Annotated in this window: 17 protein-coding genes and 1 pseudogene; 14 read left to right on the plus strand and 4 right to left on the minus strand. The window is 70.9% G+C overall.

The window, feature by feature from the left end; genetic code table 11:
* The first annotated feature begins 15 nt into the window (after positions 1 to 15).
* The 7 genes from fabG (at position 16) to Q4V64_RS27225 (ending at position 5,269) form a co-directional block, all read left to right on the plus strand.
* Positions 16 to 795, plus strand: coding sequence for a 3-oxoacyl-ACP reductase FabG (gene fabG, locus Q4V64_RS27195; protein WP_124440017.1), 780 nt, complete (start codon positions 16 to 18; stop codon positions 793 to 795).
* Between the two features lie 29 nt (positions 796 to 824).
* Positions 825 to 1,769 carry an aromatase/cyclase gene (locus Q4V64_RS27200; protein ID WP_124440016.1) on the plus strand — a complete coding sequence of 315 codons (945 nt, stop codon included), beginning with the start codon at positions 825 to 827 and terminating at the stop codon, positions 1,767 to 1,769.
* 99 nt (positions 1,770 to 1,868) lie between these two features.
* Positions 1,869 to 2,453, plus strand: coding sequence for an NAD(P)H-dependent oxidoreductase (locus tag Q4V64_RS27205; protein ID WP_124440015.1), 585 nt, complete (start codon positions 1,869 to 1,871; stop codon positions 2,451 to 2,453).
* Between the two features lie 80 nt (positions 2,454 to 2,533).
* Positions 2,534 to 2,800 carry a phosphopantetheine-binding protein gene (locus Q4V64_RS27210; protein WP_124440014.1) on the plus strand — a complete coding sequence of 89 codons (267 nt, stop codon included), beginning with the start codon at positions 2,534 to 2,536 and terminating at the stop codon, positions 2,798 to 2,800.
* Between the two features lie 43 nt (positions 2,801 to 2,843).
* Entirely contained in the window at positions 2,844 to 3,035 is a 192-nt protein-coding gene (locus tag Q4V64_RS27215; RefSeq protein ID WP_124440013.1) for a hypothetical protein, read from the plus strand.
* Positions 3,036 to 3,107: 72 nt separating this feature from the next.
* Positions 3,108 to 4,010, plus strand: coding sequence for an alpha/beta hydrolase (locus Q4V64_RS27220; protein WP_124440012.1), 903 nt, complete (start codon positions 3,108 to 3,110; stop codon positions 4,008 to 4,010).
* Between the two features lie 23 nt (positions 4,011 to 4,033).
* Positions 4,034 to 5,269 carry an MFS transporter gene (locus tag Q4V64_RS27225; RefSeq protein ID WP_124440011.1) on the plus strand — a complete coding sequence of 412 codons (1,236 nt, stop codon included), beginning with the start codon at positions 4,034 to 4,036 and terminating at the stop codon, positions 5,267 to 5,269.
* Positions 5,270 to 5,297: 28 nt separating this feature from the next.
* Here Q4V64_RS27225 and Q4V64_RS27230 read toward each other — a convergent pair whose 3' ends face one another.
* Together Q4V64_RS27230 and Q4V64_RS27235 are read right to left on the minus strand one after the other, a co-directional pair.
* Positions 5,298 to 6,062 (minus strand): response regulator transcription factor, encoded by a 765-nt coding sequence (locus Q4V64_RS27230; RefSeq protein ID WP_124440010.1) that lies wholly within the window; start codon positions 6,060 to 6,062, stop codon positions 5,298 to 5,300.
* A 659-nt stretch (positions 6,063 to 6,721) separates the two neighbouring features.
* A complete protein-coding gene (locus Q4V64_RS27235) occupies positions 6,722 to 8,059 on the minus strand; it encodes a hydrolytic protein (RefSeq protein WP_253266939.1) in 1,338 nt (445 codons plus the stop codon).
* 235 nt (positions 8,060 to 8,294) lie between these two features.
* Between Q4V64_RS27235 and Q4V64_RS27240 the strand changes: the two genes are divergently transcribed.
* The 4 genes from Q4V64_RS27240 to Q4V64_RS27255 all read left to right on the plus strand — a co-directional run bounded on the left by Q4V64_RS27240 (position 8,295) and on the right by Q4V64_RS27255 (position 15,289).
* Positions 8,295 to 8,987: a LuxR C-terminal-related transcriptional regulator gene (locus Q4V64_RS27240; protein WP_124440009.1), complete on the plus strand. Its 693-nt coding sequence runs from the start codon at positions 8,295 to 8,297 to the stop codon at positions 8,985 to 8,987.
* Between the two features lie 211 nt (positions 8,988 to 9,198).
* Entirely contained in the window at positions 9,199 to 12,447 is a 3,249-nt protein-coding gene (locus Q4V64_RS27245; protein ID WP_124440008.1) for a DUF11 domain-containing protein, read from the plus strand.
* The gene (locus tag Q4V64_RS27250) at positions 12,444 to 13,151 is read left to right on the plus strand and encodes a DUF4255 domain-containing protein (protein WP_124440007.1); all 708 of its coding nucleotides are present in this window, start codon (positions 12,444 to 12,446) and stop codon (positions 13,149 to 13,151) included. Before Q4V64_RS27245 ends, Q4V64_RS27250 begins: the two co-directional genes overlap by 4 nt.
* A 23-nt stretch (positions 13,152 to 13,174) precedes the next feature.
* Positions 13,175 to 15,289, plus strand: a complete 2,115-nt coding sequence (locus tag Q4V64_RS27255; RefSeq protein WP_124440047.1) for an ATP-binding protein — start codon at positions 13,175 to 13,177, stop codon at positions 15,287 to 15,289.
* Positions 15,290 to 15,340: 51 nt separating this feature from the next.
* On the opposite strand, the gene Q4V64_RS27260 is transcribed toward Q4V64_RS27255, so the two are convergent.
* A complete protein-coding gene (locus Q4V64_RS27260) occupies positions 15,341 to 17,089 on the minus strand; it encodes a PE-PGRS family protein (protein ID WP_253266938.1) in 1,749 nt (582 codons plus the stop codon).
* Positions 17,090 to 17,641: 552 nt separating this feature from the next.
* On the opposite strand from Q4V64_RS27260, the gene Q4V64_RS27265 reads away from it, so the two are divergent.
* Both Q4V64_RS27265 and Q4V64_RS55245 read left to right on the plus strand, forming a co-directional pair.
* Positions 17,642 to 18,862 carry an RNA-guided endonuclease TnpB family protein gene (locus tag Q4V64_RS27265; protein ID WP_124440006.1) on the plus strand — a complete coding sequence of 407 codons (1,221 nt, stop codon included), beginning with the start codon at positions 17,642 to 17,644 and terminating at the stop codon, positions 18,860 to 18,862.
* Positions 18,863 to 18,895: 33 nt separating this feature from the next.
* A complete protein-coding gene (locus Q4V64_RS55245) occupies positions 18,896 to 19,093 on the plus strand; it encodes a DegT/DnrJ/EryC1/StrS family aminotransferase (RefSeq protein WP_124440045.1) in 198 nt (65 codons plus the stop codon).
* Positions 19,094 to 19,160: 67 nt separating this feature from the next.
* On the opposite strand, the gene Q4V64_RS27270 is transcribed toward Q4V64_RS55245, so the two are convergent.
* Positions 19,161 to 20,369, minus strand: coding sequence for a UDP-N-acetylglucosamine--N-acetylmuramyl-(pentapeptide) pyrophosphoryl-undecaprenol N-acetylglucosamine transferase (locus Q4V64_RS27270; RefSeq protein ID WP_124440005.1), 1,209 nt, complete (start codon positions 20,367 to 20,369; stop codon positions 19,161 to 19,163).
* A gap of 515 nt (positions 20,370 to 20,884) precedes the next feature.
* Here Q4V64_RS27270 and Q4V64_RS55250 point away from each other — a divergent pair.
* Positions 20,885 to 21,520: pseudogene (locus Q4V64_RS55250) on the plus strand (DUF4157 domain-containing protein); the annotation flags it as partial.
* Positions 21,521 to 22,435: the final 915 nt, after the last annotated feature.

Here is a 22,435-nt window from a genome sequence, read left to right on the forward strand (position 1 = left end):
CGAGAACGGAAAGACATGCCTGCACAGAGTCTTGTACTGATCACAGGGGCGACCAGCGGCATCGGTCTCGCCGTCGCGCGGCTCTTCGCCGCCCAGGGACACCAGGTGTTCATCGGCGCCCGCAGCCAGGAGGAGCTGGCCGGCACGGTCAAGCAGCTCCGCGCGGAGGGCTGGTCGGCCGACGGCGTACCGCTCGACGTGCGCTCCGACGACAGTGTGAAGGAGTTCGTCCGGACCGCCGTGGCCCGCCACGGCAGCGTGGACGTCCTCGTGAACAACGCGGGCCGCAGCGGTGGCGGGGTCACCGCTGACATCACCGACGAGCTGTGGCACGACGTGATCGACACCAACCTGCACAGCGTCTTCCGGATGACCCGGGAAGTGCTCAACACCGGCCGGATGCGGCACAAGAGCCGGGGCCGGATCATCAACATCGCCTCCACGGCGGGCAAGCAGGGCGTGGTGCTCGGCGCTCCCTACTCGGCCTCCAAGCATGGAGTGGTCGGCTTCACCAAGGCGCTCGGCAATGAACTGGCCCCCACCGGCATCACCGTGAACGCCGTGTGCCCCGGCTATGTCGAAACCCCCATGGCGCAACGGGTGCGCGAGGGCTACGCCGCGGCGTGGCAGACCGACGAGGGGGCCGTCCTCACCAAGTTCCAGGCGAAGATCCCGCTCGGTCGCTACTCGACCCCTGACGAGGTCGCGGGACTGGTCGGCTATCTGGCCTCGGACACCGCCGCCTCCATCACCGCCCAGGCACTCAACGTCTGCGGCGGCCTCGGCAACTTCTGAACCGCCCGAACCGAGACCAAGGAGCACGCATGACCCAGCCCGGCACACGAGAGGTGGAGCACACAGTCACCGTCGCGGCCCCGGCGGAGACCGTCTACCGGCTGCTCGCCGAGGTCGGCAACTGGCCCCGGATCTTCCCGCCCACCCTGTACGTCGACCAGGTGGAGCGGCACGGGAACACCGAGCGCATCCGGATCTGGGCGACCGCCAACGGCGAGGCGAAGAACTGGACCTCGCGGCGCGTCCTCGACCCCGAGAGCCTGCGGATCGGCTTCCGGCAGGAGGTCTCGGCGCCTCCGGTCGCGGCCATGGGAGGGGACTGGATCATCGAACCGCTGTCCCCGTCCGAGTCCAGGGTGCGGCTGCTGCACGACTACCGCGCGGTGGGTGACGACCCCGAGTCCCTGGCGTGGATCGACCGGGCCGTCGACCGCAACTCCCGCTCCGAGCTGTCCGCCCTGAAGGCGAACGTGGAGCTGGCGCATGCCTCGGAGGACATCACCTTCTCCTTTGAGGACACGGTACGGATCGCCGGCTCGGCCAAGGATGCCTACGACTTCATCAACGAAGCCCAGCTCTGGCCCGAGCGGCTGCCGCACGTGGCCACGGTCCGGCTCACCGAGGACGAGCCGGGACTGCAGTCCCTGGAGATGGACACCAGGGCCAAGGACGGCTCCACCCACACCACGAAGTCCTACCGGGTCTGCTTCCCGCACCACAGGATCGCGTACAAGCAGGTCACCCTCCCGGCGCTGATGACCCTGCACACCGGTGTCTGGAGCTTCCGGGAGGACCCCGGCGAGGTGGTGGCCGCCTCGCAGCACACCGTGGTGCTGAACACCGCGAACATCGCGGCCGTCCTCGGCGGCTCGGCCACCGTCGACGACGCCAGGGAGTACGTGCGCACCGCCCTGAGCACCAACAGCCTCGCCACCCTCAACCACGCCAAGGCGTACGCGGAGAGCAGGCGCTGACCCCGCCCGGTGGCACCGGCAGCCGTGGTGCCGCCCGAGGGATCACGCCCGACACCGGTCGCCCGGCATCCGGCCGCCACCGTTCCCGAAAGGTCAGCCATGTCACAAGGACGCGTCCGCCTCGCCGTGCTCACCGGCAGTCCCGCCGACAGCCGCACCGGCCCCGCCGTCGTACGGTGGTTCCGCTCAGAAGCCGAAGAATTCGGCCAGTTCGACATCGACGTCCTGGAACTCGCCGTCGATCCGCTCCCCGTGGTCATCACCCAGCCGCCGGGCGCCGAGGCAGCCCGCAGGCTCGCGGCGGTGAGTGCTCGGCTGGCGGCGGCGGACGCCTTCGTCGTAGTGACGGCGGAGTACAACCACGCCTATCCGGCGGTTCTGAAGGCCGCCATCGACTGGCACACCACCGAGTGGTACGCCAAGCCGGTCGGATTCGTCTCCTACGGGGGCCGGTCCGGCGGGCTCCGGGCCGTGGAGCAACTGAGGCTGGTCTTCTCCGAGCTGCACGCCGTCACGATCCGGGACGGCGTCAGCTTCCCCGATGTCTGGAAGCAGTTCGACGAGCACGGCGAACCGTGCGACCCCCTCGGCAGTAACCAGGCGGCGAAGGTCATGCTCGAACAGCTCCTGTGGTGGGCCCAGTCCCTCGACGAAGCCAGGGAACGGCGCCCCTACGTCGCATAGCGCCCGCGCGACCCGTACCCGTACCCGTACCCGCACCCGCAACGGCACGCAAACCACCCACTCCACGAAGGGACATACACATGAGCGGCTCCGTCTTCACCCTGGACGACCTGCGGCGCGTACTCCTCGAAAGCGCGGGCGCCGACGAGGACGTCGATCTCGACGACGACATCCTCGACAAGGAGTTCGCGGACCTCGGCTACGAGTCCCTCGCGCTGCTCGAGACCGGCGGCCGGATCGAACGCGGGTGGAACATCACCCTGGACGACTCGGTGCTGGCCGACTCCACCACGCCCCGCTCCCTCATCGAGGCCGTCAACGCGCACCTGACGGCGCACGTCGCCTGAACCGCCGCCAAGACCCCCCTCCGTCCTGGCCACGCCTCCCGGCGTGGCCAGGACGCCCACCGAGGAGAGCGCCATGGACGCCACCGACGACTCGGAAGACATGGAAGACAAGACCGAGGACACGGGCCACCCCGACAGCGGTACCTCGCCGTTTCCCCTCGCCGTCCCGGACGAGTCCGTCCTGGACGCGGACGATTCCACCCTCGAACCGCATATCGTCCGGGGCCTCGACTGACAGACCGGGGCAAGAGCCTCGCCCGGTACCTGTCCCGCCTTCCGTCCCCGTCCGATGAGAGAGCCGGTCGCCATGTCCCTGCCCCGTCCCACCGTCACCGCGCCGATATCGGGCGGGGACGACGCCCAGGTCCACGAGATCACGCTGGACGGCGGCGGCGTCACCCTCTCCGGACTGCTTGCGCAACCCGTGTCCTCGCCTCGCGCCCTGCTGGTCGCCCTGCACGGAGGAGGTATGCGGGCCGGGTACTTCCACGGTCGGGCCGACCCGGCCACCTCGCTGCTCTCCCTCGCGGCGTCCTGCGGATACGTCGCCCTCGCCCTCGACCGCCCCGGCTATGGCCGCTCGGCCTCGGAACTGCCCGAGGGCATGAGCCTGGCGGAGCAGGCGGACTGTCTGCGCGCGGCTGTGACGGCGTACCGGCTGAGCCGTCCCTGCGGTGCGGGTGTCCTCCTCGTCGGGCACTCCCTGGGCGGAAAGGTCGCACTCCACACAGCGGCACACTGGACCGACGGCGGGCTGCTGGGCGTGGACGTCTCCGGCGTCAGCGACCGGTGGGCCGTCGCCCCACGGGAACTGGCTGCCCGCGGTGAACGCTATCCGCACCGGATGCACTGGGGTCCGTTGGCGCTCTACCCGCCTGGCACCTTCCGGCTGGCCGGTTCGCTGGTCACCGCCATCCCGGAGCGGGAGGCCGGCGAGATACCCGACTGGCCGGACGTGTATCCCGGTGTGGCGCGGGCTGTCCGGGTACCGGTGCGCTTCACCTTCGCCGAGCACGAGCGGTGGTGGCGCAGCGACCCGCGGACTGTGAGGGCAATGACGGCCCGGCTGGGCTCGCCTGTGACCCGCAGTGAACACCTCACGGGCGCGGGACACAACATCAGCCTGGGCCGGGCGGCCCGCACCTACCATCTGCGGGTCCTCGCCTTCCTCGAGGAGTGCCTGGCGCTCGCGGAGACGGGCGCGCCGTGAGGGGCGGGACGCTCCTGCGGAACATGACCGCCTCGCTGCGGGTACGCAACTTCCGGCTCTTCGCGCTGGGCCAGCTCGCCTCGGTCACCGGAACCTGGATGATGTTCACCGCCCAGGACTGGCTCGTGCTGCGGATGACCGGCAACTCAGCCGCGGCGCTCGGCGTGGTCACGGCCGCCCAGTTCACGCCGGTGCTCCTCCTGACGCTGGTGGGCGGGGGACTGGCCGACCGTCTGGACAAGAGACGGCTGCTGATGGCGGCGAACACCGCGTCCGGGCTGCTCGCCCTGGCGCTGGCGCTCGCCGTGCTGTCCGGCCGCGCGCAGTTGTGGCACATCATCGCCTGTGCCGTCGGCATCGGCCTCGTCAACGCGGTCGAGATCCCGGCCCGGATGTCGTTCATCAGCGAACTGGTGGACGCGGACCTGGTGCCGAACGCCTCCGCCCTGAGCGCCGCGTACTTCAACTCCGCCCGCGTGCTCGGGCCCGCGACAGCGGGCCTGCTCATCAGCACCGTGGACGTCGCCGGCGTCATGCTGCTCAACGCGGCGAGCTATCTGGCCACGGTGGCCGGCCTGCGTTCCATGCGCCCCGCCGAGCTGCACCGGGCGGACGGACGGCCGGTACGCGCAGGGGTGGTGGAGGGGCTGCGGTATGTGGCCGGGCGGAGCGACCTGCTGTTGCCGCTCGCCCTGACGGCCGTCGTCAACCTGGTCGGATTCAACTTCCAAGTGACCCTGCCGCTGCTGGCCCGCACGGTCTTCCGCACCGGCGCTTCGGCCTTCGGACTGCTGACCGCCGCCATGGCGGCCGGGGCACTGCTGGCCGCGCTGGCCACCACGCTGCGCCGGGGCCGCCCGAGGGAGCGGACAGTGCTCGTCGCAGCCGTGGCCTTCGCAGTCCTGGTGACCTTGTCCGGGCTGGCACCTACGTTCACCACGGCACTGCTCTGCCTGGGCCTCACCGGCTGCGCCATGGTGGCCTTCGCGCAATCAGCCAACCACCGCGTCCAGCTCGGCTCCGATCCGGCCTACCGGGGCCGGGTCATGGCCCTCTACACACTCATCTCCCAGGGGACGACGCCCTTCGGCGCGCTGCTCACCGGCTGGCTCGCCGACCGGACCGGCGCACGTGGCGCCCTGTGTGTCTCGGGGGTCGTCTGTCTGGCCGCGGCGCTGGCCGCGCTGGTCCTCTCGTCCGCCGGGCGTGGCCAGAAGACGCCGACTGCCCCGACGCGGGTCGCGTCGGGGCAGCGGTGACCGGGGACCAGGCCCCTTGGCCGGTCGGTCATGAGGAACGGTGTGAGCCGCTTCCCAGCTTGAAGCCGACGCCCCGGACCGTGATGATCCAGCTTCCCGAACCGAGTTTGCGTCGCAGGCTGCTCACATGGGTGTCGATGGTGCGGCTGCGCTGGACATCGGTGTCCTGCCACACCTGTTGGAGGATCTGGCGCCTGGGAACCACGGTTCCGGGCCGGGAGGCGAGGAGCAGCAGTAGCTCGAACTCCTTCAGGGTGACCGGGACGGGACGCCCGTGCAGAAGGACCGAGCGGGTGTCCTGCTCGATGGTGAGAGGCCCCATCTGCGTGTGGGAGCCCGCGGGCCGGCCGGGCCGCGCCCGCCGCATCACGGCCGACATACGGGCCAGCAACTCTGGCGCCCCGTACGGCTTGATCACGTAGTCATCGGCTCCGGCCTGGAAGCCCAGCACCCGGTCCAGCTCGCTGTCTCGGGAGGTGACAGCGAGGACGGGGGTGTCACAGACCGCCCGGATGGACCGGCACACCTCCAGACCGTCCACGTCCGGTAATTCCAGGTCGAGCAGGACGACGTCACACCGGTGGTGCTCCTTGAGTGCCATGGCCCCGTTGGCGACGACGTGCGTGTCATGCCCGTTGCGTCGCAGAATCTGAGTGAGATGCTCAGACCAACGCTCGTCGGCATCTACGACGAGGACGCGCCAGGAGTCCGTCTGCGGGAGAACGCTCCGGCGGCTGTCTTGACTTCGTAGTGGGGCAGGGGGAACAAGAGGTCTGGTTGCGGGCTGCGGCAAGTGCTCCTCCTATGGTTCCGACCTTCCGAGCAGCAGGCTGCTGGAGGCAAACGGTGGTGCAGGCGTCATTGCCCCTCCGCACCTGACGGGGAGAGGTCGTCTCCCCGTGGTGAAAAACTAGCGATGCATTTCAGCCTTGCACTTACTCGGGAGTATGCGATGGCGCATAGCACTAAGGTTGACCCCCGCCTGCCGCAGCGCAGTTTCCGGGACGGGGCCCTCCAGCAGCCTCGGAGCATCCGGCACATCGCAGCACTCATGGCGCGCACGCACACCCGGCTGGAAGCCGTCGCGTGGCACCCCTGCGCATCCGGCGATCTTCCTGGACCGGGTCACCGGCGGCCTCGGGTCACCGGCGGCCTTGGGACACCGGGCTTCCGCATCCCGAGCGTGCTCCGCCGCCCTGCCGCGGACCGCGCGTCAGCGGCCCCGGAATCCGCCGTCCCGGCCACCGCTGCCGCGAAACTGTGAGGGAGCGGCAAGGCTCTTACGGACATGCAGTGGGCACTGGCAACGGGATCGGCACCACCTGACCACCATGTGCATACCTCGGGTGCCGGTTTTCGGTCCCGGGTTATTCAATTCCAGACGAAAAGAGTGTCGCTCTTTACAGATGTAACCAGCACTGATCAAGAATGATTAGGAATGTGGGGCGCGATTCATCGCGTGGTGCGGCTGAGCACACCGCTCACGTTCAGGACCTCGTGGCACCCCTGCGCCCGCTGACCGGTCGCCGGGGTGCCCGGCTTCGAACAGGTCACTTCCGCGGTCACGGTGTCGTTCGCGGTGACCTTGATGGGGGTGACCCAGTGATAGTCCTGGTTGCGGAAGGTCTCCAGCGCGATCGTGGTGATCTTGCGGTCGCCGAACGAGATCGTCAGCAGCCCTTCGTCGCCCTGGAAGTTGGCGACAACGATGTCCGTGACTTCGAAGACGCTGTCCTCGGGCACCTTGTAGGTACCGGTCTTGGTCTCCCCGCCGGACGTCTGCACGTCGATGGTCTCCGAGCTCTGCTGGCCACCGCCGGCCGCGGTGCCGTCGCCACCCGCGGTGCCGTCGTCGCCCGATCCGGGTGCCCCGCCCGTCTCCGGGCCGCCGGGGGAGGCGCTCGAACCGCCGCCGGGACCGGTGCCCGGGCTCTGCCCGCCCTGCTCCCCGCCGGGCGTGGGACGCGGCTGGACCGCTTCGTTGGCTGCTTCCTTGGCGGCGCTGCGCACCGCCGGACGGACCAGCGTGAGCCAGGCGAGCAACAGCGCGAGCAGCGCCGCGAGCACGATGAGCAGCCACTTCGGAAAGACCGGGATCTGGACGAACTCCGCGTCCAGCGGCGCCCGGACGGTGGTCTCGTCCTGTCGGTTCTCCTCCTGGTCACCGGATTCGGCGGTGTCCACGGTGAACGGCCACACCACTGGGGCGCCGAACCACGCCGGCTTGCCCGTGCGGACCCGCAGCCCGACCTCCGTCGACTCGCCAGGCTCCAGCTTCGGTTCCGCCGGGCTGAAGGCGAACCCCAGCTCCTCGCCCGCCTGGCCGGGGGTGAAACCCACCTGTACCGGGGTGTTGCCCTGATTCCGCACGGCCAGCCGGTAGCGGCCGCGCAGCCAGCCGCGCCGGCGGCGCGGGGCCAGCTCGGTGTGCAGCTCGTGGAACTCCTCGACCTGCACGGTGGTTTCGAGGACCCGCACCGACTCGGGGTGCTCGGTCGGCAGGACTCGCACTCCGAGGGGCATCTCACCGGCCCGGATCTCCGGAGAGCGCGGTGGCTCAAGACGGAGCGTCACCGTTTCGGAGGTGCCGGGATAGAGCGAGACCCGCGGGGGATCCACGGTCGTCCAGGAGGCGCAGTCCCCGACGACCTTCAGGTTGTACGCCTCGACGATGTCGCTGTCGTTGCGGACGGTCAGACTGGTCGTGGCGGTGCTGCCAGGGGCCACCGTCACAGCCGGGATGTCGAGGCCGGGCGCACCGGGACCGGAAGAAGCTGCAGAAGGCGTCACGCCACCACGGTAGGACCGCGCCCAGGGGCGCCACGAGGAGCGCGAGGGCAACACCCGGGCAGTCGCGGTGCCCGGGAAGTCAAGGCCAACTCACTTGTCATGGTGCGTCGTTAGTGCGGCCCGCCGCCTCCCGCGCGCCGCCTTCCGGCGCCCGCCCCCGCCTCGGCATCCTTCCCCTCGAACCCATGAAACAGGTACCCCCACCATGTCCTGCGCAGAGGAGAACAGCCCTGCCATGTCATCCGCCCCCTTAGGCGAGCCCGCCCCGGCCGGCTCCACGAACCGGGCCTCTCGCTCCGGTCGCCCGGACCGGGTCACCGTGGCCGTCTATGCCGCCGATCCGATCCTGCGCGCCGGCGTCGTCCAGCAGTTGCGCCAGCGCCCCGAGGTCGACCTGCTGGACGACACCGACGCGGAACGGGCCCAGGCGTCGCTGGTTGTCGTGGACAACGTCGACGACGACGTGGCCGCCCTGCTGCACCGGCTGCGGCACAACACCGTCACCCGCACGGGCCTCGTGGTCGGCACCCTCGGGTCCGGCGCGCTGCAACGCGTCATCGAGTGCGGCGTGGCGGCCGTGCTGCGGCGCGCCGAGGCCGACCAGGACAGACTCGTCCACCTGGTCCTGGCGATAGCCAGCGGCGAGGGAGTACTGCCCGGCGACCTGCTCGGCAAGCTGCTCAGCCACGTGGGCAGCCTCCAGCGCTCGGCGCTCGACCCGCGGGGTCTGGCCCTGTCCACGCTGACCACCCGCGAGGCGGACATGCTGCGCCTGGTGTCGGAGGGCCTGGACACCGCGGAGATCGCCCGCAAGACCGCGTACTCCGAACGGACCGTCAAGAACGTGCTGCACGAGATCACCACGCGGCTGCAACTGCGCAACCGGGCCCACGCGGTCGGCTACGCGCTGCGCAACGGGCTGATCTGACGGCGTGACGGGCTGATCTGTCGGCGTGACGGCCTGATCTGTCGGCGTGACGGGCTGATCCGTCGACCGCCCGGGGACCCCGGCACTGCCCGAAAGCGCATCGCCCGCTTCCCCCGGATACGGCCCCGCCGCCCTGCCGCTCCGCACGCGGTCGGCGCAGGGTGGCGGGGGCACATCCAGATGCCCGCACCACACTGCGAGGGGGACCGTGATGGGAACCGCTGGCCTCGGCGGGCGGTACCGCCTGGGCAGACTCGGCACGTCGTTGTTGCTGCTGCTCCCGCTGCTCGGGGTGACGGCGGCCTCCGGGCAGGGCAGCAGCGCCGAGTCCCGGCCGCGGGCGGCCGACGCCGCCGACGCCCGGGTGGCGTACGCCGGTACCGGGCACCGCAGTCTCGGCAAGGCCACCCCCGACCCCAACGACCCCTCCACCACACCGCTGTTCGGGGACGGCCCGGCCCACTTCGACGTCCAGCCGTCCGCCCTCGGCGACCGGATGGTCTTCGCGAGCCGCCGCGACGAGAAGAACCCGCAGATCTATCTGCGGGCCGCCGACGGTTCGGTACGCAAACTCACCAGCGGCATGGACGCGGCGCACCCCCAGCTGACCCCGGACGGCCGGTCCGTGCTGTTCGACTCCGCCGAGGCGAGCGGCCTGGGCGGCGGGACGCAGCGCGACCTGTGGCGGGTGCGCATCGACGGCACCGGCATGACACAGCTCACCGACACCACCGCGAACGAGGAGGACCCGACGGTCTCCCCGGACGGGCAGCGGATCGCGTACTCGAGCGACAGCGACGCGTCGGTCGGGCAGCAGATCTACGTACGGCCGCTGGCAGGCGGCACCGCCACCCGGATCACCGATCCCGGGAACGGCGCGGCCACCGAGCCCGCGTGGAACCCGGTGAACGACGACGTGAACCGGGACTGGATCGCGTACACCGCCACCACGACCGTCGACGGGCGGTCCCGGCCCCAGCTGCGGATCACGGACGGGACCAGCGACGAGCCGCTGTTCGCGGGCGATTACGCAACCTGGCGTGCCCACGGGGCAGCGTGGAAGCCCGACGGGGACGGGGTGGTATTCCTGAGCCCTGAGATCACCTGTGACTGTGCGGGCGACTATGACCATGTGTTCAGTTCGCCCGTGCACTCCGACGACGTACCCCAGATGGAGATCAATGAGGACCGGGAGGTCCTCTCGCCCACCTGGCTCGGCCCGATCGACGGCGGCGGCGTGGTGGTGGACCGCACCACGGCGGCGGAGCCGGAGCCCAAAGCCCCTGACGACGGGCTCTCCGGCGCGCACGTGGTGACGCTGCAGGACGCCCGGATGGACGGATCCGACCCACGCGACCTGGGCCTGACGATTCTCAACGAGGACCCGGAGGCCGACACCAACACCGATCCCGCCAAGGACCCGCTGTTCCAGCCCAGGGACGCGTACGACCCGTGGACCGAGCGGCAGAACTACACGCCGGACGGCCGCCGCATCGTCGTCACCCGCTTCGAGAACAACGATGACGGCCAACGGATCGAGCGGATCTGGATGGTGGACGCCGACGGCTCCAACGCGGCGCCCATGCCGCTCGAAGGACGCGCCGCGACGGACTGGGACACCGACCCGACGTTCTCCCCGGACGGCAAGTACCTCGCCTTCACCCGGACCTCGCCGGGCGGCGTCGGAGAGGCCGCGGGGCCCAGCCGCATCCTCATCGCGGACGCGGCCACCGGCGCGATCACCGGCCGGATCACTCCGCCGGCCGGGCAGCTCCAGGGCCAGGACGCGCAGCCCACCTGGTCCTCCGACGGCACCACCCTGGCCTTCACCCGCAACATGGAGATCGACGGGGGCGGCGGCAACAAGCACATCTGGACCGTGCCCGTGAACGACCTGACCCGGCAGAGCGACCTGAGCGCCACGAACTGCCCGGGCAGCTGCGCGATCATCGACGACAGCCCGGCGTTCTCCCCGGACGGGCTCAGCATCGCCTTCAACCGCAAGAGCGGTGGCGGCCAGGTCGACGAAGGCGGCGGCCTCCTCCTGACGTCCCTGTCGGGCGACGACTGCCAGGTGCTCCTGCCCGCCTCCCTCCTCGACCTCCCCGGCGCCTGCGGCCGCGAGCTGCCGGACACCTCGGACACCGGCCCGTTCCAGCCGCGGGACGCCGCCTGGACTGCCGACGGCACGGGCCTGGTGTTCAGCTCCCGCGCCGAGCTTGCGGTCAACAGCCCCGAGAAACTGCAGCTCCTGGACGTCGAGTCCGGCGACCTCACCCCGCTCACCAGCGATCTCCCGGGCCGGCAGAAGGAACCGAGCGTCCAGCAGTCCGTGGACCTCGCCGTCCAGGCGCCCGGCACCGCCCCGGAGGTCACCGTCGGCGACTCCACCACGGTCCAGGTCGACGTCGTGAACAACGGCCCCGCCGCCTCACCCGGCACCCGGCTGACCGTCGATCCGCCGCCCGGCGTGCGGATCACCGGCCTGACCTGGCCCGGGGGCACCTGCGATGCCGCCTCACTCCAGTGCGACGTCGGCGTGGTGCAGCCCGGCGACACCGTTCCGGTGACCGTCACCCTCACCGGGGTCACTCCCGGCGACGCGCCGGTCGACTGGTCGGTCACCGGCACCGTCCTGGATCCGCGGCCCAACGACAACGCCGGCCGGACCGTGGTGCCGGTGCGCGAGGCCACCGAGCCCCCGCCCCCGACGACCCCGCCGCCGCCCACGACTGAGCCGCCCACCGAGCCCCCGACGACCCCGCCGCCCACCACCGAGCCGCCCACCGTGCCCCCGCAGGAGCCGGAGCCGGAGGCCGGGCCCGGGGTGCGCGTCACGGCCCAGCCGAACCCCGGCTACGTCGGCGGGCGGGTCGTGGTGACCTACACCGTGAGCAACGGCCGTAACGCGCTGGCGACCGGGCTGCGGCTGCGCATCGGCCTGCCCAAGGGCATCCCGAACAACGGGCCGCCGCCGGGCTGCGACCGTTCCTGGTTGTGCGCGCTGCCGGACCTGGACCAGGGCGCGAGCACCGTCGTACGGGTCGTCCTCAGCCCGAAGAAGGCGATGACCGGCCGGGTCACCGGCACCCTCACCACCACCGGGACGGACGCCGACAAGAGCGACAACACCGCCCGGCAGCGGCTGCGCATCCTCCAGCCGCGGATCGTCGCGGTGCCGGACATCGGCAAGCCCGGCTTCGTCACCTCGGTGCGCGGCAAGGACTTCCCGCCGGGCGTGCCGGTGCGGTTCACCTGGAAGCCGGGAATCACCGCGGCGGCGGCGCCGACCGTGCCGGAGCCGGACGGCACGTTCATCGGCCAGCTGCTCATCCTCGCCAAGGACCAGACCGGACCGCGCGTCATCACCGCCAGGGGCCCCGGGTTCTCCCCGGTGACGACCGACTTCCTGGTGGTCAGCGGCAGCGTCCAGCCGCCCGACGAGGTGACCCGCCGATGATCCACGAGGTCGACGAGGGGCTGCGCCGCCTGCTCGGCGAGTCCGGCCTGGAGGCATCGGGCGTCGAGGTGGTCTTCGACGCCCCCACCCGGGACTGGGCGGCGCGCCGCAGCGCCCCGACGGTCTGCGTCTTCCTGTACGACATACGGGAGGACGCCACCCGGCGCGGCAGCGGCGCCGGTGAGGTGTACGACGAGGACGGGCACCTGGTGGCGCGGCGCTCCCCGGCGCGCTGGTTCGAGCTGACGTACCTGGTCACCGCGTGGGCGAGCCGCCCGCAGGACGAACACCGGCTGCTCTCGCAGGTGCTCACCTGTCTGGTGGCCGCCGACTCGCTGCCCGCACGGCTGCTCACCGGCACGCTCGCCGAACTCGGCCTGATCGTGGGGCTGGACGCCGGCGGGTCCGGACTCGACGCACCGGCCGCCTCCGATGTGTGGTCGGCGCTCGGCGGGGAGCTGAAGGCGTCGCTCGAGGTGCGGGTGCGCGCACCGCTGGCCGGCGTGACCACGGCCGTCGCACCGCCGGTCACCGAAGGCCTCGTCGTACGCTCCGCCGCCCGGCGCGAGGACGGGGAAGCGGCGCCGGGGCGCCGGCTGCGCTACACGGAGACAAGCGACCCGGGCCCGGACGGCTTCGCGGGTCCACGCGAACGGGGGGCGGCGCCCGCGCGGCGGCGCCGTAGGGGGGACCGCCAGCCGTGACGCATACTGCGGAACCTGTCGCCATCGCCCACCTCGACGCTCGTCCCGACGCCGAACCCGCCCCCGCCGACCGGGAGCACCTCTGGACGAGGCTCCGTGCGGTCGAGGAGCGGGTGCGGCGCGCGGTGGCGGTCCGGCGTGCCGTCGACCCCGATCCCGATGACCCGTACCGGGGCCAGTACCTCAGCCCCGAGGCGGTGGCCCGGATCCTGGACGAGCCGGGGGGGCTCGACGTACCCCCTCACGAGCCGTGGCGCCCGCCGGCCGGGTCCGTTCTCGATGGGCTTGCCGGGCGGTTCGGGCTGTCCTCGCTGGACCTGGATCTGCTCCTGGTCGCGGTGGCGCCGGACCTGGACGCGCGGTTCGAACGCCTCTACGGCTACCTCAACGACGACCTGACGCGCCGTCGGCCCACGGTCGGGCTCGCCCTGGAGCTGTGCGGGCTCGCCGGGGCGGCAGCCGCCCGGTTCCGGCTGGGCCCCGGAGCGCCGTTGATCGCGGGTGGTGTGGTGGAGGTCGGGGAGCCGGAACGGCCGCCGCTGTCCCGGGTGTTGGTGGTCCCCGACCGGATCACCGGGCACCTGCTGGGCGGCGCGCAGCCCGACGCCCGGCTCGCCGGGGTGCTCGGCGAGGTCCGGGAGGACCCGACCGCCGAGGCGGCGGAGGTTCACCGGGCGGCGGCCGCGGCCGGGACCGGCGTCGGCCTCGTCCACCTGCGCAGCCGGGGCGGCGACGCCGAGGGGCTGGCCGTCGCCGCCTTGCGCGCGGCCGGGCTGCGCCCGCTCGCCCTGGACGCGGTGGCACTGGCCCGGCGCTCGGGCGACGTGCCGGAGCTCGCCCGGGTAGCCGCCCGCGAAGCCCGCCTGACCGGTGCCGGGGTCGTCCTCGGCCCCCTGGAAGCGCTGCCCGGGGAGCCCGCCGAACGGGCCCGGACGCTGAGGACGCTGTGCGCGGCGTTGCGGGGGATCTCCTTGCTGACGCACGGCACGGTCGGCTGGGACCCGGCGTGGGCGGCCGACACCCCCGTCGTCCTGACCGTGTCGGCGCCTTCGCCCGAGCGGCAGGCCGCGCGCTGGCGGCACGCCCTGGACCGGGCCGCCGGCGGTGTCGGTGACGCCGGGGCCGCCGGTGACGGCTCCGTGCCCGGTGACGCCGAGGCGCTCGCCCGCGCGGTCGCCGCGCACCGCCTGGACTCCGGGCAGTTGCGCCGCGCCGCCGACGTGGCCGTGCGCACCGCCGCCCTCGCGGGCCGCCCGGTCCGCCCAGAGGACCTGCAGAGCGCCGTACGCGCTCAGAACGGCGCGGGCCTCGACCGGCTCGCCCGCCGGGTGGAGCCGGGAGTCGGCTGGGACGACCTGGTGCTCCCGCCGCCCACCCACCGGCAGCTGCGCGAACTCGCGCTGCGCGCCCGCCACCGCGAGCAGGTGCTCGGGCAGTGGGGGATGCGGCCCGGCGGCGGCCGGGGGCGCGGCGTGATCGCGCTGTTCGCCGGTGAGTCGGGCACCGGCAAGACCATGTCCGCCGAAGTCGTCGCCGCGGACCTGGGCATGGACCTGTACGTGGTGGACTTGTCCACAGTTGTGGACAAGTACGTGGGGGAGACCGAGAAGAACCTGGAGCGGATCTTCACCGAGGCGTCGGCGGTCAACGCCGTGCTGCTCTTCGACGAGGCCGACGCGATCTTCGGCAAGCGCTCGGAGGTGAAGGACGCGCACGACCGGCACGCCAACATCGAGTCGGCGTACCTGCTCCAGCGCATGGAGTCGTTCGACGGGATCGCGGTGCTGACCACCAACCTGCGGGCCAACCTGGACGAGGCGTTCACGCGCCGTCTGGACGTGGTGGCGGACTTCCCGGTGCCCGACTCCGGCCAGCGCCTCGCCTTGTGGGATCGGTGCCTGGGCGACCGGCTGCCCCGGGCCGACGACCTGGACCTCGCCTTCTGCGCGGACCGCTTCGAACTGGCCGGCGGTTCGATCCGCGCCTGTGCGGTGACGGCGGCCTACCTCGCGGCGGAGTCCGGCGAGCCGCTCACCATGCGGCAGGTGGTGACGGCGGTCGCGCAGGAGTACCGCAAGCTCGGACGGCTGGTCCTGGAGAGCGAGTTCGGGCCGTATCTGGCGGCTGTCGGCGCCTGAGGATCGGGCCGCGCGGCGCGAGATACGGCGTGACGTGAACGTGACTGCGTTCTACTCGCGCGGGCCGACCAGTTCCTCGTACAGCTTCCGCTTCTCGGCGGTGTCCTTGGCTGCCTTCAGCTTGTCCACCCAGTCGCGCTGGATCTTCTGGAGGAAGTCGTGCCAGTTTTCCCCGCCCATCTCCCCCAGTTTCACCTGCGTGGCACCGATCTTGTCCTGCTTGTGGCCGTGCAGCACGGACTCGGGGTTGGCGGTCACCTCCGTGGACGTGATGCCGTGGTGATAGCCGACCGGGCTGGGGGCGTCGGGCTCCAACGTCTCGAGGCCGACCAGCAGGCCGCCGTCCGTGTCACCGGTCGGCGCGGTGAACACCAGGAGCATGTGGCCGTAGGAGCCGTTCGGCAGGACGACGTCGCCGTTCCAGTCCTTGGTTCCGAAGCCGCCGCCCGAGATGTTGACCCCCATCAGGTCCGGGTTGGCCATGCCGGGGGTGTATTCGGAGAGCTTGTTCTTCACCGCCGCCCCGACGCCGCCCTCCTCCTTGAACTTGCCAGTGCCGGGCTCACCGTCCTTGTTCTTGCGGATGGAGGAGCGGTGCGTGGCGTAATCGCGCTTCAACGTGTCCGTCTGCCGGGTGCCTTTCTCGGTGACGCCGAGGAAGTCGAGCAGCTGATGGGGGCTCTCCCCCTTGCGTAGGGCCGGGATGCGGATGTTGACGCGTCCGCCGTGGGCGAGGGCCCGGATGACGTCCCCCTCCTTGTAGTCGACGTAGTTGTCGTCCTTCCCCGCGACCTGGAGACCGTGCCGCAGGATGAGCAGGACGTTGGTGAGGATGTTCCGGGCGAAGTCGTCCCGTCCTTTCATCTCCCCCGTCGCGTGTTCGCCGGCGGACTCGTGCTTCCGCTCCTCGCGCACGCCTTCCGGGAACAGGGTGTCGACGGCCGTTTCCCGGATCTGCTTGTTCCGTTCGTTCTCCAGCGTCTGCCGTTCCGGATCGTCGGGCCCCAGCTGGTTGGTCCGCATGAATCGGCCCAGGGTGTAGGCCGGATTGATCGGCGTGGAGGCTCCCGCGACCGGTGCCTGTGTCTGGAAGGCGAGGGTCGCGGCGAGGATGCGCCGTCCCGGGCTGAGCTTCAGCCAGGACGAGTAGCCGACCTGCTCCTGCTCCGCGGCCTCGGCCTGCGCATCCTCCCCGGCCTTGCCCTTGCCGCTCGCGCTCTTGCCCGCGCCGGCCATCCTGCCCTTGCCCTCGGCGATCAGCCTGGCCTCTGCCAGGGTGCCGATGCCCACACTGTTCAGCCAGTCCGGCCGCTTCGCCGAGAGGATCTCGATGTCCCTGAGTTCGTCCGGCTGGAAGGCCTCCCCGAGGACCAGCCGCCGTTCCAGGACCCACCGCAACCGGGCTTTCTTCGGCAGCCAGCTCTCCGGCCACTTCTTGTGCGGCTCCCAGAAGTTGAACTTCCGTACCTCCAGGAGCGTGTGCTCATCGATCGACGCGCTGAGCCGGACCATCACCGTATCGGGGTCCCGGGAGGCCTCCAGGGCAGCCTCGTCGGCCGGCGGCGTGCTCTCCCTCGCGGGGGCGTCCGCTTCCGCCTGGCCTTCCCGGGCCCGCTGGACGATCGCCGTCGCCACCTGGTTGCCGGCCGCGCTCTGACGCGCCGCCACCTCGGCGGGGCTCACCCGGCCCGGGCCGCCCGCCCCATGCACGGGTGGCGCCGCGACCTGCGGGGCGGGCACGGTCCGCGCCGGTGTCCTCGGCCGCCTGTGCTCGGTGTCGCCGTGCCGCTGTCCGTACATCCGTGTCCCCTCCCGACTCGCCGCACCGCCGGTATCGCCTGCACTGTGCGTTCCGCGCACCAGGCTGCAACGTGCCCGGCCGCGGCTCAAGAGCCGCAGGGGCAGCGTTGGTGCGCCTGCGGCTTCCCCTGGCGCCGGAGTCGCGCGACGTTGCGCTCGAACTCGCGGAGATTCGGCGGACGATGCAGGTCAAAGCTCCCTACAGAAGAGCTGCACCCGGTCGGGTTCACCGAACAGCGCGGCCGGCTGGCGCTCCTCGTACAGCGGGGGCGTGGGCGTTCACCTGTTTCTTGCGAGGAGGCCCCGGCGTTCACGCCGGGGAGGAATCGCATCCGGGTGTCGCGACGCGGAGCGTCGCCGCATCCGGTTCAAGGCGCGGAGTCGCCCGTACCGCTGTCGGCATCGCCGAGGTGATCCGAACACGCGTGCCCGTGATCGCTGGTCGGGGTGGTGGTCGTGGGATCGGGGAGCGTTTGTGCTGCTGTCGTACATATGGTCCTTGGGAGAGTTCGGGACGGCAAAGTGTCCCGGCCGGGGCCGTGAGGGGGCGAGATGGCGCAGGTGAGGGCGGTTGCGGAGGTCGGGCATGCCCGATACACCTACCGGCTGCGCGTGTCGTCCACCGCCCGCACCGCCCTGGCGGCGGAGTGGGACCGTTGTCGCTGGGTGTGGAACGAGTGCGTTGCCAAGTCCAGGGCCGTACACCTGCACAACAAGTCCACCGGCCAGAAGACCACGTGCGGCCCGGCTCAGCTCGACAGGATGCTGACCGAAGCCCGTGCGCGTACGCCGTGGCTGCGTGAGGGCTCATCGGTTCCCCAGCAGCAGATCATCCGCGACTTCGGCAAGTCCCGTGCGAAGGCGCACAAGGACATCAAGGAACGCCTGCCGCAGAAGCAGCGGGCCGGGATGCCGACGTGGAAGACCAGGCGTGAGGCGCTGCCCACCCTCAACTACACGCAGCGCGGGTTCCGTCTGAAGGAAGGCCGGCTGCACCTGGCCGGGGGCATCGTGGTGACGGTGGTGTGGTCGCGGGAGCTGCCCGCCGAACCGTCCTCGGTGCGCGTATACCAGGACACCCTGGGGCACTGGTACTGCTCGTTCGTCGTCCCTGCGACCGCGGAGCCCTTGCCGGAGACCGGCCGCGTGATCGGCATCGACTGGGGCGTGAAGGAGACCGCCACCACCACCTCCGACGCCCACGACCTCCCCCACGCCCAGCACGGCAGGAAGGCGAAGCAGGAGCTGACCCGGTACGACCGGATGATGGCCCGCCGCAAGCCGAAGAAGGGCCGGCCCGGATCGAAGGGCTATCGCGAGGCGAAGAAGCTGCGGGCGAGGGCGCACAAGAAGATCGCCAGGCAGCGGCAGGACACCGGCCGCAAGTGGGCCAAGAAGGTCGTGCGCGACCACGACGCCATCGCGGTGGAGGACTTCCGCCCGAGGTTCCTCGCCAAGACCGCCATGGCACGCAAGGCCGCCGACGCCGCCATCGGTGCCACCAAACGGGCCCTGATCGAGATGGGCCGCAAGCACGGGCGGGACGTCCGCCTGGTACACCCCGCGCACACCACGATGGACTGCGCGCACTGCGATGCGAGAGCCAAGCACGCACTGCCGCTGGGTGAGCGCACCTACACCTGCACCGAGTGCGGAGCCGTCTGCCCCAGGGACAAGAACTCTGCCCGCGTGATGCTCGTCCGGGCTGGTCTCAACCCGGCTGGTGCCGATGGCGCAAGACCTCCTGGAGCGCTGCTCCAGGAGGCTGCCTGAGCCAGGAATCCCCTCCCCTTCAGGGAGGGGAGGATTCAATACCCGCCCAACCACCTTCAGGCGGCGTTCGCACCCTGGAGGCGCGACCTGCCCGCCACAGAGCAGGTCGCCGCAGAAATCCTGTCCCTACCGTTCCATCAGCATCTCACCAGGGTGGACATCAGCTACGTTGTGGCGTCTCTCGAACAGGCTCTCAAGTCGACGCGAGCTGCATCGTGCGCAAACTCCTGACGGTGTACCTGGGGAACTACTGCCGGTCGTACCGCGCTCCATCCACATCGGCCGCCTGTAGACCGGGTCACTGTGACGCGGCGGACAGAACCACATCTGCGAGTCTGTCTGCCGCGTCAGGACGCCCGTACGTGCGAGCTCGTGCCGCAAGGTCCCGCCGTGCTCCAGGGTCCGTCAGCAGCGACTCCAGGGCATTGCGCAGGCTCGCTGGCGTGACCTCATCGAGGAGCGCCATAGCCGCCCCAGCGTCCGCGAGATGACGGGCGTTGTGAGCCTGCTCGTTCCCCGCCGCCGTAGCGAGCGGAATGAACACGGTCGCCTTGCCCAGCGCAGTCAGTTCGGCGAGCGTGCCCGCCCCGCTGCGGGAGATCACCACGTCCGCCAGGGCCAGGACGTCGGGCAGCTCCGGTCCGACAAACCCGGTGAGGTGGTACCTGGACGCCAGCGCGGCCGGAAGCGCCGCAGTGTGCTGGCGCAGCCCGTCCACGTTGGCGGTACCGCACTGATGAATGACATTCGCGTGGGTCAGCAGCCACGGCAGGACGTCACGTACGACGTCGTTGATCTGCTGGGAACCCTGGGCGCCACCGGTGACATAAACGGTGGGCAGCTGGCGATCGAAGCCCCACAGGCCCAGCGCCTCAACTGCCTTCTCCGCGTGCCCAGTCAGCACTTCCGGTCGCACCGGGTTCCCCGTGACAACGGCGAGGCTCCGGGTGTTCTCCGGCAGCAGAGGAACGGTGGACTCGGACGAGACTGCGATGCGAGTCGCCGACGCGGCCAGTTTCCGGTTGGCCAGGCCCAGGCGCACTGTCTGCTCGTGGAGGACCAGCGGCCGGCGGCAGATGCGTGCCGCCAGGCCGGCCGGGACGGCTACGTATCCGCCGGTGGCGAGTACGACGTCGGGCTGGAAGTCGGCGATGAGCTTGCGGGCCTGCGCGACGCCGAGCGGTACGCGCGCCATGTCCTTCACGTTGGCAGGGGACACCAGTTTCAGCGGGTTGCTGGAGCGTCGGATCTTGCCGGTGGCGACTGTGGCAAAAGGGATCCCTTCGGCAGGTGCGAGGCGAGCCTCCAAGCCATCACTGGTGCCGATCCACAGCACTTCCAGAGTCCGCCCGGCGGCGGCCAGGCGACCCTGGAGGGTGCGGATCGCGGTCAGCGCCGGATATGTGTGCCCGCCCGTTCCTCCGCCGGTCACGACCAGGCGAAAGCTTCGCGACGGGTCGGTGTTGAACACGTTGACGTCCGCGCTGTTCACGAATGGAGTTCCCATCTAGGGCTTCTGAACTTGCCCGTCACGGTAGCGGATCCGCACCCCCTCCCATGGACTTCACAAGTTCTCTCGCGCCCCGCTCGTCTGCTCCCCCGTGGCGGATGGGTGGGGCCTCACCGCACCTGCCCGAGGTTGCGGCGTCCAGGACGTCAGTCGACCAGAACGCCGTCCCGCCGGGGGCGTCGCTCACTCCTGAGCGCGGGGGCAGTGTGATGTGCGTCCTCTGTCCCCGCATGGCGCCGGCCCAAGTTGGCTGAGCCACCGCCCCGTCCTCCATATAGGACATGGGCTGGGGCTGACCGCCCGGCCCGTTTCGGCAGCCCGGCGGCCCGCCCCCTTCACGACCCTTTGCGGTCAGGGCCATTGCCGCAGGCGCTGCCCGTAGCGTCCGAGAAAGGAGTTCCGGGCATTGCCCGTTCCGTCACCCCTGTCTGCCCTCAGGTTGCCTGGCGTCGTGCTCGTCCGCCGCGTATCCAGGAAGGGTTGCTATTCCCGCGTGCGAAAGGCTCCTCTTCGTGCACGTCCGAGACAACGACAAGACCTCACGGACCGAACGCGCCCGGACTCCGGACCGCACGCCCGCGGGGGCCGGGACACCGCTGAGAGGTCTCATGGCGTTGCAGGCCGGAGCCGGGAACGCCGTCGTCGTCCAGATGCTCCGCCAGGCCGGCCACCCCTGGGCCCGGGAACAGCGGCACCAGCACAGCTCCGACTGCGGCCACCACCAGACCGAACCGGCCAAGCAACCGGCCGGGCAACAGGCCAAGCAGCCGGCCGTACAGCGGCGCTCCGCCGTCCACGACGTGCTCCGCACCCCCGGCCGCGCGCTGGACGACGCCACCCGCACCGACATGGAAGGCCGGCTCGGCGCCGACTTCTCCGACGTCCGCATCCACAACGACAGCGCCGCCAAAGCCTCCGCCGCCGAAGTCGGCGCCCGCGCCTATACCAGCGGCAGCCACATCGTCATCGGCGACGGCGGAGCGGACCGGCATACCCTCGCCCACGAACTGACCCACGTGATCCAGCAGCGCCGTGGCCCGGTCGCGGGAACGCCCACCGCCGACGGGCTCAGCGTCAGCGATCCGTCGGACGCCTTCGAGAAGGAGGCCGAGGCCCAGGCGACGCGCGCGCTCTCCGGGCCGTCGCCGAAGCGGAGCGCTCCGGGCGAGCCCGCTCGCCAGGACACCGTCCATGGCCAGGTGCAGCGCGTGGCCGCTCCCACGGACCTCTCCGTCCAGCGCCTCTCCATCGAAGACGCACCTTCGACGTGGCAAGGCCAACCGGTGCGGCGCTCCGGCGAGGGAATAGCCGGAGTCTTCTTCGTGGGCCCGGCGGAGGCGGAGGTCGTGGTCAAACCAATGCCGTCCACGGGCAATGTGGAATACGCCCATCTGGTTATGGATCACATGGACATCCGGGCGCCCCGGATGGTCCGCCATGCGATCGAATCACCTGAGGGACAGGCGATCCGTGACCTCCTGATGAAGAACCAGCAAGCCGGCCGGTCCCCGGACGAGATTCCGAAGCAGCTGAGCACGGCTCAGGCATTCCTTGTCATGGAGAAAGTCCCGGGGGCGACGCTGCAAACGGACTCCGATGGGGCACTGAAATTCCTGGGCGACCAGGCGAACTTGCGGCAAGCCGGCCGCACGATGGTCGCCGATGCCTTCCTCGGCAACGATGACCGGGTGATGGGCGGCAGGGTCAACCTCGGGAATTTCCTCTACCAGGCGGCGACAGCCATCGTGCCGGCGGCACAGCTCACCGCGATCGACAACAACTCCAGGTTCACGGCCCCGCAGGTCCTTCCCAGCCGGACGGGCGGCAAGCAGCTGGACCAAAGGCTTGAGTCGAAGCTCTTCTACCTCCGGACGCTTCGCGCTCCCGCCCGCGAGAACATGCACATCGCCAGGTTCCTCCAGAAGTTCCGTCAAGTCCACCGCGAGAGCCCGGAGGTCACTGCGATTCTGGACGACGCCGCACAGTCGGGCCCTATCAGGGACCGGCTGGGAGAAGGGATCACAGCCGCGTTCGCCGATCTCGCGAAGGTGTTCACCGACAAC

The sequence above is a fragment of the Streptomyces sp. NL15-2K genome, from assembly GCF_030551255.1.
GTDB lineage: Bacteria > Actinomycetota > Actinomycetes > Streptomycetales > Streptomycetaceae > Streptomyces.